The organism is Achromobacter sp. UBA2119 (assembly GCF_002331005.1).
GTDB lineage: Bacteria > Pseudomonadota > Gammaproteobacteria > Burkholderiales > Burkholderiaceae_B > Achromobacter > Achromobacter animicus.
Genome location: NZ_DCYD01000018.1, coordinates 263405 through 276714, shown reverse-complemented (window position 1 = coordinate 276714; position 13310 = coordinate 263405). Strand labels below are relative to the sequence as shown.

Genomic DNA, 13310 nt, shown 5'->3' with positions numbered 1-13310 from the left:
ACTCCGCTAGGGTTTCGCGGCTTGCTGTTCGACCGGGTCAACCTGTTGGCCTGGCCTTATCTTGTGCCAGCCATCCACGACCACTTTCTCCCCTGGTTCAAGGCCGCGGCGCACCAGCCAGCTTCCTGAGATCTGCTCACCCACCTCGATCTGCCTGGGCACCGCCGTGTTGTCGGGCCCGATGACGAACACGGTGGCCGTATCGCCGTTCAGCCGCGCCGACCGCGCGGGAATCAGGACGCCCTCCTGGCGCACGCCGACGAGTATCTGACCGTTGACGAACTGGCCGGGCAGCAACTCACGCTTGGCGTTGTCGAAACGGGCGCGGATGGTCTGCGCGCCGGTGGTCCGGTCGACGCTCAGGTCCGCGAAATCCACGACGCCGGTCTCGCCAAACTCCCGGCCATTGGCCAACGTAAGCCGCACCGGAAACGTGTTGCCCGCCGTCGCCAGCGCGCCGGAGCGCGCGTAGTCGGTCAGGTCCATGATGGCGGTGTTGGACTTGGTGAACGTAGCGCTGATCGGCGACAACTGGTTGACCTGCGCCAGCAGCGTGGCCGCCGATGCGCTGACCAACGCCCCTTCGGTGACCAGCGCGCGGCCCACGCGACCGGCGATGGGCGCCCTGACCGTGCAGCGGTCCAGCCGCAACTGCGCCAGCGTGACCGCGGCCTGCGCATCAGCCACATTGGCCTGCGCCTGCCCCAGCGCCGCCAGCGCGGCTTCGTATTCCTGCGCGCTGACCGCCTGACGCTGCACCAGCGGACGGAACCGGTCCGTGACCGAGCGCGCATTCTTCTGCACGGCCTGCGCGCGCTGCAGCATGGCGTTGGCTTGCGCCAACTGCGCCTTGTAGTCGCTTGGGTCTATCTGGAACAGGGGATCGCCGGCCTGTACGTCGCTGCCTTCGGTGTACAGCAGTTTCTCGACGATGCCGTCAACGCGTGCCCGCACTTCAGCGGTGCGAATCGGTTCGATGCGCCCGGGCAGGTCCACGTTCAGGTCGACCGGCTGGCGGCCGACGGTCATCACGAACACCTTCATCGGCGCAATGGTGACGGCCGCCGCGTCGTTCCGGTCACCACATCCCGCCAATGCAAGCGTCCAGGCGCCCAAGGCATACAACATGACACGACGGACATTGCTGCTTACTTGCGTCATCCACTACTCCCAGGCGGTCGAACTCGGGGTCTCGCGCTGCCCTCACCTCATGGCGGAGGCAAGCGCCTTACATGGACAGCTTGTATGCGGGACAGCTTATGGGTGGACACCTTGCGGGCGCGCCTGGGCGCGCCGGACGGACCTGCAGCTTATGAAGCGCGGGCGCAGCAAGACGCCGTGGGGTTATCGCGCTGAAGTCGGAGAATGCCGCCGATCGGGAAAAGTCCGACCCAGGCGGAACCTGCCCAATTAAGGCCAGGCTGGCTCTGGCCCGGCGTGGGCCGGGCGCCATGCAACACGAACAAGACCATCGACTTTCGCACAAGCATCCTTTATGTCGTTGACGAGGAATACTGGCTGAAATGGGGCTGCATGGTCGTGCGGCGGATGGGGAATCCGCTTGCGAGCGCTGGCACGGTATGTGCTGAGCGCGGCGCGAAAGCACAGCTTAAGTAGCGATGGCGCTTAGCGCAAGCTTTTCTCGTTTGCTCCGTTGGCGAACGGAAACGAAAGCGAGGCGCTGGGAATCGGTGTCGCAGGATAGGGAGATTGGGAAAAGTCCCGGGTCAGTCGCAGCAACTGCGCAGTTGTTGCCAGACTAAACAAATAGAATCAAAAAGATGACTACGTAGGGAGACGAGCCGGGAAGTGGCGACAAGCGAGCGTGCCGGCCACTTCCCACAACGCGCGCATCACCCGCGCAACCGCAGCTTGCGTACCACTTCGAGCAGATCGTCCAGCGACACCGGTTTGCTGATGTGGGCGGAAAAGCCTGCGCTGACGGCTTCGCGCATGTCTTCCTTGGCGCCAAAACCGGTGAGCGCGATGGAAGGCAGATCGGCGCCACTGTCTTTTTCGCGAATGGCGCGCATCAGCGTATAGCCATCCATCTCCGGCATGCCGATGTCCGACAGCATCAGGTCGAAGCGCGCGGTTTCCAGGATTTCCAACGCCTGCCGGCCGTTGGAGGCGGCCGTGACCACCGCCCCTTCCATGTCCAGCAGCTCGTGCATGATGTGCAGGACGTCCTCGGAGTCATCGACCAAAAGCACCTTCAGCCCTTCCAAAGGCATGTCGGCGTTGGCTTGCGGCGCAGCCTCGGTTTCAAGGGAACCGGCAAGGTCCAGCCACACCGTGAAGCGCGCGCCGAGCCCCACGCCATCGGAATGGACCTGGATCGTGCCGCCATGCGCACCCACCAGTTCGCTGACAACCGCCAGGCCGATGCCCAGTCCGGGGCTGGCGCCCGTCTTCTGGCGCACGTCGCCCTGGCTGAACATGTCGAACACCCGGCCGATGAACAGCGGGTCGATGCCCTGGCCCGTGTCGGCGACTTCCAGTTTCAAGCGGTTGTCCTCGACGGCCAGCTTGAGCGCGACGGAACCGCCCTCGGGCGTGAACTTGATCCCGTTGTTCAGCAGGTTCCAAATCACCTGTTCGATGCGCACGGGATCCGCATCCAGGTAGATCGCCAGCGCGGGATCAAAGTCGCTGCGCAGATCGATGCCGGCCGACGCCGCCACGGGCTTGAGCACCTCGAGGATGTTCTTCGCGATGGCCACGACGTCGATGATCGATTTGTTGAGCGCCAGCTTGCCCGTCCGGACGCGTGAGAGATCCAGCAGATCGTCAATGATGCGAGCCTGGCCTTTGACCGAACGCTGGATCAGGTCCGTCGCACGCGCGGCGGGGCCGAAATTGCGCACGGCCGGCGTGCGGGCCAGCAACTCGGCATTGAGCTGGATCAGGTTGAGCGGGTGCTTCAGTTCGTGCGACACGACCGCGAAGAACTCGTCCTTCAGCACGCTATCGGCATGTGCGCGGTCCAGACGGGACTCCTGCTCGGCGTCGCGCAATTTCAGGTCAGTGACATCGCGCACGATCTTGGCAAACCCCTGATAGACAGGATCGTCCATCCGGTTCACGCCGCCGGTGCAGAACACCAGGCTGCCGTCCTTGCGCTTGTGCCAGCGTTCGTCAGGGGCGTAGCCGATCTTCCTGGCGCGATTCAGTTCATGCTCGGGTCTGCCAGCCGCGATGTCCTCGTCGGTGAAGATGATCGCAATGGGCTTGCCTTCCGCCTCGGCGCTGGTGTAGCCGAACATCAGCTCGGCGCCGATGTTCCAGTTGGTGATGATGCCTTCGTTATCCAGCGTCATGATGCCGAAGTCGCGTGCGCTTTCAGTCATCAGCTTCAAGTGAGCCTCGCCAAGCCGCACGCTTTCCTCTGCCTTGCGCCGGTCAGTGATGTCGATGAACGTAAGGACCGCGCCTTCGATGCGGTGGTCACCGCTCCGGTACGGCAGCAGCCGCGCCAGATACCAACGGCCAGTCGTGCTGTGCACCTCGCGCTCCAAGGGACGCAGCAGCTCGAACACGCCGGCGGCATCCTTGGCCAGGTCCGGGTACTCCAGACGATGCGTGATGTCGAGCACCGAACGTCCGGCGTCGCTCGGAATCACATTGAAGATGTCGGCCGCGCGGGGAGTGAACCATTGGATGCGCATCATGCGATCCACGAACACCGTGGCAATGTCGGTGGACGCGATCAGGTTTTGCAGGTCGTCATTGATCTTCGCGGTTTCATCGACCTTGGCCTTCAGTTCCGCATTGACCGTGATCAGCTCCTCGTTGACGGACTGCAGCTCTTCCTTGCCGGTCTCCAATTCTTCCGTGGTGGAGCGCAATTCTTCGTTGATGGCCTGAAGCTCTTCGTTGGAGGCCTTCAGTTCTTCCGTGGAGGTTTCCGCCTGCTCGATGGTCGCCTGCAACTGGCCCCGGGTGCGTTGGAGTTCGGCCTCCAGTTGCGTCAGTACCACTGCGGAGCCCGTCGCGGGGCTGACAGCACCCTCTGCGCTCATGATGTCCTCGACTTCCTCGAACAGCACAAGCAGGTAATCGCTGGCCGATTCCTCATGCCGGAATGGCCGCACCACCATGTTGACGTAGGTCTGGCGCTCGCCCAACGTCATTCTCACGCGCCGCGCCTCGACACTCTTTCGCGAATGCAGGGCCTGAAACATCGCAGTGCGCAATTCCGTGCGCAATTCCGGATGCACCGACAAGGGCAGATTGCGGGAAGGTTCGCCGCCCGGATGGCGCAGGAAGCGGCCTGCCCGCTCCGAGATGTGCACGATGTCGCTGTGGGCGTCGACGATGACACTGGGCGGCGCAAACATTTCGAGCGCACGCTGATGCACAGCGGCATACGAGACCTTGGGCTGGCGAGCCGGCGCCGCCGAGGCGTGCACCGGCCGAACGTGATTAATCCTCCCGTCGGTCAGTTCGGGCATGCCGCTCAGTTGCGACGGCGTTTCCCGAGCGATATAGATGCGGTGGCGCTTGTCCACCACTTGAAAAAGCTGCGGGCACGCATCGGCCGATTCGGAACTGCCGAGGAAAAGATAACCGCCCGGCTTCAATGCGAAGTGGAACATGCGCAACACGTCGCGCTGCACTTCGCGGTCCAGGTAGATCAAGAGGTTGCGGCAACTGACCAGATCCAGCTTCGAGAACGGTGGGTCGCGCAGGATGTTGTGCACGGCAAACAGCACCCGCTCGCGGATTTCCTTCTTGACGCAGTACTCGTTGTCCTGCTCGCTGAAGAAGCTTTGCAGCATGAGTTCAGGCACGTCGCCCTTGATTGCCATCGGATAAGCCGCCGCTCGGCCCACGGCTAGCGCCGATTCGTCGATGTCGGTGGCAAACAACTGAATCTTGGGCGGGTGGGGCAACGCATCGGCCTGTGCGCTCATCAGCATGGCCAGCGAATACGCCTCTTCACCTGTCGAACATCCTGCAACCCAGGCGCGCAACGCCACTTCCGGCGTGTTGTTCAGCGCCTTCAACAGCTTGGGCAACACGAATTCATCCAGATTGGCGAAAGCTTCCTTGTCCCGGAAAAACTGCGTGACGCCAATGAGCATATCGGACAGCAGTTTAGGGGTCTCGTCGATGCGTTCCTGAAGCAGCTTTCCGTATTCGGGCAAGGTTGACACGCCCGTGACCTGCATGCGGCGCTCGATTCGGCGAAGCACCGTGGCCTTCTTGTAGTGGCGGAAATCGTGCGCCGTGCGGGCGCGCAAGAGGGCAAGAATGTCCCGCAGGGCGTTGCGTTCCTGTTGCGCCCCGTCCGTCACCTGCTCGGCATCCGCGGCGCCGGAGGCCTCAGCCTCGGTCAGCGGCGGCAGATGGATGCTGTCCATGTTTTCCGCGATCTGCTTGAGACGCTGCGGCATGGTGGACACAGGCAGCACAATGTCCACCATGCCGGTGGAAATTGCATTGCGAGGCATGGTTCCGTGCTCTGCTTCCTCGGGCAACTGCGCGAACGTCACGCCGCCCTGTTCCTTGATGCGGGCAAGGCCCACCGATCCGTCGGACCCGCCCCCCGACAGCACGATGCCCACGGCACGGTTCGTATGCACATCGGCCAGCGTGCGGAAAAATTCATCAATGGCAATTTGGCGGCCTTCCGGCCGGCTGGCCCCCGCCGAGATACGCAGGTAGCCATCATTCATCGACAGCGAGGCCGCTGGGGGAATCACGTAGACGTGATCGCGCAGGATCGGCACGGGCTTGGTGACCTGCTTGACCGGTAGCGTCGTGCAGGCCTGCAGAATCCTGTCGAGAATGCTTTCGTGGTCGGGAGACAGATGCACCACAACTACGAATGCCATGCCGGGCTTTGCCGGCACGTTCGAGAAGAACGTCTTGAGCGCGTCGATCCCCCCGGCCGAAGCCCCCAGCCCGACCACCGGGAAGCTCAGGTTGCTGCGGGCGACTCCCGGTTTGTTGTTGGGAACGGACGGCGATTCGGACATTTTTAGCCTGTGGTTGCGTGCGTGGGAGTGTCCGCCATGATACAGCCGCCAGTTTGCGTCAGGTGCCGTAAAAGCCGGCTCAAAGACAGATGTTCGCCGTCGTTGCGCAGCGTCTTCAACTCATTCGATCGGCCCGGGCGGCAGCATCCGCTTGTGCGCGGTGGCGCGATACTGGCGTTCGATGACCGCGACCGCGTCTTCAGCAACCTCCTCGCCCTCCAGATACCCGTCGATCTGCGCGTATGTCACGCCGTACGCGTCCTCATCAGGGCGCAACGGCCGCAACGACTCCAGATCGGCGGTGGGCACCTTCAGCACCAGCCGGTCCGGCGCGCCCAGCAGCGACCCCAGCGCCCGCACCCGCCGCTTGGTCAGACCGCGCAGGGGTAGCACGTCCGCCGCGCCATCACCATGCTTGGTGAAAAACCCCATCAAGGCTTCGGCGGCCTGGTCCGTGCCGATCACCAGGCAATCAAGCGCGCCCGCAATGGCGTATTGGGCAATCATGCGCTGCCGCGCCTTGATGTTGCCCGCGCCGAAATCCTCGGCCGCCTCGTCCGCGTATTCAAGGCCGGCGGCGCGCAGCGCCTCGCGTTGCGCATCCACGGCAGGCTTGATGTCGATGCGCATACGGCGATCGGGCGCGATGAAATCCAGCGCCTGCGCCGCGTCTTCCTCGTCGCGCTGCTCGCCGTAGGGCAAGCGCACGGCCACGAACGTGGCCGGTTTTCCCTGGCCGCGGACGCGCTCGACGGCAAGCTGCGCGATCCGCGCCGCCACCGTGGAATCCACCCCGCCGCTGATTCCCAGGACATAACCTGCGCGGCCTGAATGCGTCAGGTAGTCGGCGAGGAACGCAATGCGCCTTTCCAGCTCTTCCGTCGCGTCGAAGTCCGGGGTTACTCCCAGTTCTCCGGCGATGGCATCCCGCAACCGCAAGGGGGTATTGCCTGAGTTCATTTTCACTTCTCCACGTTGGCGCATCGAAGCAGCAATCAGCGTTCCTGCGTCCAACTAACGCCCTGCTCGGCGCCCGGCATTGCTCGGGAACGGCACTTGCTCGCGGTTTGATGTTTCATTGTCGGAGGCGCCACGATGGACCCGGACTGGTCGACGATGTTTACGTTTACGCTCTCACCGCTGGAGATTTTCATCCGCGGGACGATCGTCTATTGGTTTATCTTCGTGCTGCTGCGCCTGGCTGGCCGGCGCGACGTCGGCTCGCTGGGCGTGGCCGACATGCTCGTGCTGGTCCTGATCGCCGATGCGGCGCAGAACGCAATGGCGGGCGAATACAAATCCATTCTGGACGGGATGGTCCTGATATCTACGATCATCGGCTGGACCGTGCTGGTCGACCGGGTAGGCTACTTTTTCAAGCCGCTTGGCCGCCTGCTCGAATCGGACCGCGTATGCCTCGTTCGCGACGGCGTGATCGCCAAGCGCGCGCTGCGCCGCGAATACCTGACGGAAGACGAGCTGATGAGCCAGCTCCGGCTGAAAGGCGTGCTCGAGGTTTCAGAGGTGCGCCGCGCGTATATGGAGCCGGATGGAGATATCAGCGTCATCAAGCGCCGGGCGCACAACCGCTTTCGCCGGACCTAGCGCCGCGCTGCCCGACGCCCACCCGGCGGGACGTCGGCCCCCGCCCGCAGGGACCACCGCAGCGCCATGCGTCGGCCCTTACGGCATCGTGTGCGCATCCTCGGTCAGCACCTGCATCAGCGCCTCGACGGAGTATGGCTTCTGCATGACCGGGAATCCCAACGCCCGCGGCCCGGCCATCGCATCGCTGTAGCCGCTGGCCAGCACGATCCGAATGCCGGGCCAATTTTCTCGAATCTGGCGGGCGAGTTCCATCCCGTTCATGCCGGGAAGCACCAGATCCAGGATCGCCAGGTCAAAGCCGCCGTCGCGCTGTTCCAGTTCGTGCAGGGCTTTTTCGGCATCGACCGTCCACGTCAGGTCCTGGCCCAGCTCCGCCAGCCACGCCGACACCACCTCGCCCACCATGCGGTTGTCTTCCACCAGCAGCACCTGGCGGCGCACCGGCACGTTGACGATGACGCCGGCGGCGGGCGTCTCGACCACCTCGCCGGGGGACGTGACGGCCGGCAGGTAGAGCGTGAACGTGGTTCCCTTGCCAACCATGCTGTCCACCGTCACGTCGCCGCCGGACTGCTGCACGAAGCCCTGCACCTGGCTCAGACCCAAACCAGAGTTCTCATGCTGGCCTTTAGTGGTGAAAAAAGGCTCGAACACGTGCGTCAGCACGCCGGGCGCGATTCCCGCGCCGGTGTCCTGCACGGACAGGGCCACGTGTGGGCCGTTAAGTTTGGTATGGCCTTCCAGGTCCGACGCGTCCGGCACGACCTGGGCCATTATCTTGAGTTGGCCGCCAGACGGCATGGCGTCGCGCGCATTGATGACCAGATTGAGCAACGCGGATTCAAGTTGCGCCGGGTCCACGAAGATCGTGCAGTCGCCCGGCCCGAACTCGTAGCTGATCGCCACGTGCGATCCAACCGAGGTCTCGAAGAGCTCGCGCATCGACGCCAGGCTGTCGCGCACGTCAAACGCGTGCGGCTGCAGCGGCTGCCGCTTGGCGTAGGCCAGCAACTGCCGGGTCAGCTGGGCGGCCTTTTCGGTGGTGTCGATGATGATGCCCACGTAGCGCATCAGCGAGGGGGGCAACTCGGGATAGCGCTTGATGAATTCGGCGGAAAAGCGGATCGCGGTCAGGAAATTGTTGAAGTCGTGCGCGACGCCGCCGGTCAAGCGGCCGATGGCTTCCATGCGTTGGGCGTGATGCATGGAATCGCGGGCTTCCTGCAGTTGCTCATGCCGCTCTTTCTGTTCGGTGATGTCGCGCGTGATCTTGGCGTAGCCGACGAGGACGCCCCGGTCGTCATGGACCGGATCGATGACCACGCTGCACCAGAAGGTGCTGCCGTCCTTGCGGACGCGCCAGCCTTCGGCCTCAAAGCGCCCTTCACGCCGCGCCGTCTCCAGCGCGAGCTCCGGCACGCCGGCTTTTTGATCTTCAGGTGTGTAAAAAACGGAGAAATGCTGCCCGATGATCTCGTCCGCGCCATAGCCCTTGAATCGTTCCGCGCCGGGATTCCAGCTGCTTACGCGGCCGTTGGCGTCCAGAAGGTATATAGCGTAATCCCGCACTGCGCCTACCAGAAGGCGATAGCGGTCCTCGGACGGAAAATCCGGTAAAGAAGTCATGCAATGTCCCCACCTGCGTATCTATTCATGCTCAGCCCCGTCAGCAAACGGCGTGCCGTCCTCCGGATTCTGCTACAGCGATCGCCCGATGGGCACGGATTTTGCTGTAACAGGAGTCAGTAGGCGGCCCATCCCTGGCGCCGTCCGGGCATAGAGGGCCTCAGCAATGCAAACCATTCGTAAAGCAGTATTCCCCGTCGCGGGCCTCGGCACCCGCTTTCTACCCGCCACCAAGGCCATGCCCAAGGAAATGCTACCCATCGTTGATCGGCCGCTGATCCAGTATGCCGTTGAGGAGGCGGTCGCAGCAGGCATCACAGAACTCATCTTCGTGACCGGCCGCAACAAACGGGCGATCGAAGATCATTTCGACCGCGTACCCGAACTGGAGTACGACCTGGAGGCGAAAAACAAGAATGCCTTGCTGGAGACCGTCCGTAACGTCATCCCGGACAGCGTCAAATGCGTGTACACCCGCCAGCCGGCAGCCCTGGGGCTGGGCCATGCGGTGCTCTGCGCGGCGCCCATTGTAGGCAACGAACCGTTCGCCGTGCTGCTGGCGGACGACATGATAGACGCGGACGCCCCCGTGATCGGCGAAATGATGAAGGTCGCCCGGGAATTCGAGGGCAGCGTCCTGGCGATCCAGCAAGTGCCAAAAACCAACACGCATCAGTACGGGATCGTGTCCGGCAGCCGCAAGGCGCACAGCGTCATGAGCCTGACCGGCATCGTGGAAAAGCCCAAGCCCGAGGACGCGCCGACCGACCTGGCGGTGGTCGGACGCTACATCCTGGAACCTCAGATCTTCGCGCTGCTGGAAGCCACCCAGGCGGGCGTGGGCGGTGAAATCCAGCTGACCGACGGCATTGCCGCCCTGCTCAAGACGCGCAAGGTGTTCGGGTTCGAATACGACGGCGTCCGCTATGACTGCGGCAGCAAGGAAGGCTTTTACCGCGCCACGATGGAAATCGGGCGCAAATATCACAACCTGGCCTGAGAAAAAGGAGTCTTTCCATGACCGACTCGAAACCCGCTCCCCCGCCCAATCCGCCGCCGTCTCCGCATGTCGACCGCGCCGAGACCGGCTTCACGGGCCAACCGACCGAGGACGGACCGCCGACGGGGGAAGTGAATCAGGACCCGGACACCAATTCGGGCTACCCCGCCGGCGGCTCGCAAGCGCCGGCCGGGAAAGATCCGTACGGACGACCCAAGAAAGCCGATTCCTGAGCCTTCCCGCCTGGGTTTTCCTTGCACCTTCAGCGACCGCACGCGGCTTTCAGCGTGCGGTCGCTGCCATGTGGGTGCCGTAATTCAAGCAGTCCGTGGGCGATGCCGACGCCGCCGCGCGATGCCTGCCTGCTGTAGATGAATCAGTTGCCGATGAGCCCCCTCTTTTCCCATTTATTGAAACGCGCTGCCGCCTACCGTGCCGCCATCGCCGAGGACAGCGTCCGCCTGCCGCTGCAGACTGTAGCGGCGGTACTGCTTGCTTTCGGCTGCATGACGTGGTGGCAGATGCCGGACGTCGCGTGGGGCGCCTTCTCCGCCCTCTTTGTGGTGCGCGCCACGGTCGAGGGCACCGTCGGCGAGGCCGCTGCCCGCATCCTGGGCGCGCTGATCGGGGTGGCGCTGGGCATCACGCTCGTGCCGTTGGCGCACGCCGCCGACATTCCGGCGCCATGGAGCATCGTGGCCGGCGTAGGGGCCGCCGCCTGCCTGTCGATACGCTGGCCGACGCTGAACTACAGCCTGGTCACGGCAACCATCCTGACCGTTACGCCGGACGCCAACATCGTGGCCGGCGCGGTGAACAAGACGCTCGCCATCGTCGTGGGGTCCATTGCCGGGATCCTGGCCGCTTTTGCGGTGCTGCCGCTGTCGGCCCGGTACAGCATGCGGTACAACCTCGCTGCCTCCCTGCAGCTCTACGGCGAACTGCTGGTCGAATGGGCCGCCGCCGTGAACGAAGGGCGTGCCCGGCCGCGGCCGCGCGACAAGCCCGCGCTGGAACGCACCCACTGGCGCGCACGCGACATGGCAAGCCAGTCGCGGTCGGTGCCCATTCGCATCCTGGGTTCGGACACGCAGGCCTATCGGTTGCAGGAACGGATCGAGGAACTGTGGCTGACCGTGCCCTTGATGGAACGCGTGGGCGGCATGGAACTGACCGATAACGTCTGCCGCCGTCTGGGCCCCGCGCTGCACGACGTCGCGATGGCGGCACGACAGCAGATCGACGGCCTGGCCCGCGTCATTCGTGACAAGGGCGCCGAAGCGCCCATGTGCAGCACCGGTGAGCCATTTGCGAAACTGGATGCCGCGGTTGAGGAAGCCGCTAGCGGCGGCGGCTTCACGGCCCGCGAGCGCGTGGCCGTGGATCTCATCCGCTGGTCGTGGCAGGAAGTCACGCGGGAACTGGACGCCTTGTGCGACACCGTCCAGCCGGAAACCTGACAAACGCGAGGCCGGATGCAGGACATCCGGCCTCGGTGGTCAAAGCGTCAACGATTAAATGGGTCAACGCGTCAAGACTTCAAGGCGTCAGCACAACCTTGATGCAGCGGTCCTCCTTATCACGGAACGTCTTGTACAACTCAGGCCCGGCCTCCAGCTTGGCGCGATGCGTGATGACGAACGACGGATCGATCCTGCCCTGCACGATGAGGTCCAGCAGCTCGTCCGTCCAGCGCCGCACGTGGGTCTGGCCCATGCGCCACGTCAGCCCCTTGTTCATCGACGCGCCAAACGGAATCTTGTCGATCATCCCGCCATACACCCCGGGCACCGACAGGATGCCCGCCGGCCGGCACACGTACATCATTTCGCGCAGCACGTGCGGCCGGTCGGTCTCGGCGCCCACGGCCTGCTTCATGCGGTCGTACATGTGCTCCATCGTGCTGCTGGCGTGCGACTCCATGCCGACCGCGTCGATGCATTTCTCCGGTCCTTTGCCGTTGGTCAGTTCCTTCAACCGTTCCACGACATCCTCGTCTTGGAAGTTGATCGTGACCGCGCCGCAATCGCGCGCCATCTGCAGGCGCTCCGGCACGGATTCGATGCAGATCACCTGGCGCGCACCCAGCAGGATCGCGCTCTGGATTGCCATCTGACCGACGGGACCACCGCCCCATACCGCGACCGTGTCCGTCGATTCGATGTCGCACTGCTTGGCCGCCTGCCAACCGGTGGGCAGAATGTCTCCCAGAAACAGCACCTGTTCATCCGACAGCTCGTCGGGCACCTGCACATGCGTTGAATCCGCAAACGGCACGCGCACGTATTCCGCCTGGCCGCCGGCATAGCCGCCCGTCAGATGGGTGTAGCCGAACAGCCCTGCCGTCGTGTGGCCGAACATCTTGGCCGCCTGCGCCGCATTGCGATTCGTGCGCTCGCAGACCGAGAAGTTGCCGCGCTTGCACTGGTCGCACTCCCCGCAGGTAATGGTGAACGGGATCACCACGCGGTCGCCGATCTTCAGGTTCTGCGCCTGCGCGCCGACTTCCACGACTTCGCCCATAAATTCATGGCCCATGACGTCGCCGGATTTCATGCCGGGCATGAAGCCATCGAACAGATGCAGGTCGGACCCGCAGATTGCGCACGCGCTCACCTTGATGATCGCGTCGCGCGGGTGCTCGATGACAGGATCGGGGACGGTGTCGTAGCGGATGTCATGTTTGCCGTGCCAGCAAAGTGCTTTCATCAGAATCTCCTTTGACGTGACCGCAACACGCGATCAGGCATGGCGCAGCAACTGCCATGCCGCGCGGAATGATTCATCTGAAATGGTCGCAAAGACGCTGGGCCGAACGCAGAACTTGCAACGCAGGTCGAAAAATATCCACGACGTGTCAACACCTTGGGCCGCAATCGCCATTGATCCAGGCGATTTATCGCAGCCCCGCGGCCCGCGCGCGTTCGGCACGATGCTTGCGAAGCGCTTTCACACGCTTTCGGTGTGATACCCCGGCTCAAGCCGCCCCGCCATCACCGGACCCATCCCAATCTCCTGGAGTTTCCATGCGTACCGTCGATTCCTCAATTGGCGGCGCACCCCACGCCCGCCCTCCCACCGCACCGGAAGCA

9 protein-coding genes are annotated in these 13310 nt (G+C 63.7%); 4 read left to right on the top strand and 5 right to left on the bottom strand.

The annotated features are described in order from the left end of the window. Window positions 1-6: 6 nt before the first annotated feature. The 3 genes from B3098_RS22275 to nadE form a co-directional block, all read right to left on the bottom strand. On the bottom strand, window positions 7-1161 hold the full coding sequence (locus B3098_RS22275) for an efflux RND transporter periplasmic adaptor subunit (protein ID WP_286898989.1): 1155 nt from the start codon (window positions 1159-1161) through the stop codon (window positions 7-9). Window positions 1162-1853: 692 nt separating this feature from the next. Continuing rightward, a complete protein-coding gene (locus B3098_RS22270) occupies window positions 1854-5984 on the bottom strand; it encodes a CheR family methyltransferase (protein ID WP_279975510.1) in 4131 nt (1376 codons plus the stop codon). 120 nt (window positions 5985-6104) lie between these two features. Further along, window positions 6105-6944, bottom strand: coding sequence for an ammonia-dependent NAD(+) synthetase (gene nadE, locus B3098_RS22265; RefSeq protein ID WP_279975508.1), 840 nt, complete (start codon window positions 6942-6944; stop codon window positions 6105-6107). Between the two features lie 135 nt (window positions 6945-7079). Here nadE and B3098_RS22260 point away from each other — a divergent pair, with 135 nt between their 5' ends. Continuing rightward, window positions 7080-7589: a DUF421 domain-containing protein gene (locus tag B3098_RS22260; RefSeq protein ID WP_286898987.1), complete on the top strand. Its 510-nt coding sequence runs from the start codon at window positions 7080-7082 to the stop codon at window positions 7587-7589. 78 nt (window positions 7590-7667) lie between these two features. Here B3098_RS22260 and B3098_RS22255 read toward each other — a convergent pair whose 3' ends face one another. Beyond that, entirely contained in the window at window positions 7668-9218 is a 1551-nt protein-coding gene (locus B3098_RS22255) for a PAS domain-containing sensor histidine kinase (RefSeq protein ID WP_286898986.1), read from the bottom strand. Between the two features lie 166 nt (window positions 9219-9384). Here B3098_RS22255 and galU point away from each other — a divergent pair, with 166 nt between their 5' ends. From galU to B3098_RS22240, 3 genes are all read left to right on the top strand, one after another. Then, window positions 9385-10218, top strand: coding sequence for a UTP--glucose-1-phosphate uridylyltransferase GalU (galU, locus tag B3098_RS22250; RefSeq protein ID WP_279975505.1), 834 nt, complete (start codon window positions 9385-9387; stop codon window positions 10216-10218). A gap of 17 nt (window positions 10219-10235) precedes the next feature. Continuing rightward, window positions 10236-10451, top strand: a complete 216-nt coding sequence (locus B3098_RS22245) for a hypothetical protein (protein WP_175124307.1) — start codon at window positions 10236-10238, stop codon at window positions 10449-10451. Between the two features lie 153 nt (window positions 10452-10604). Beyond that, window positions 10605-11678, top strand: a complete 1074-nt coding sequence (locus B3098_RS22240; RefSeq protein WP_286898985.1) for an FUSC family protein — start codon at window positions 10605-10607, stop codon at window positions 11676-11678. 79 nt (window positions 11679-11757) lie between these two features. Here B3098_RS22240 and B3098_RS22235 read toward each other — a convergent pair whose 3' ends face one another. Beyond that, window positions 11758-12927, bottom strand: coding sequence for a zinc-dependent alcohol dehydrogenase (locus tag B3098_RS22235; protein WP_279975501.1), 1170 nt, complete (start codon window positions 12925-12927; stop codon window positions 11758-11760). Between the last annotated feature and the right edge of the window lie 383 nt (window positions 12928-13310).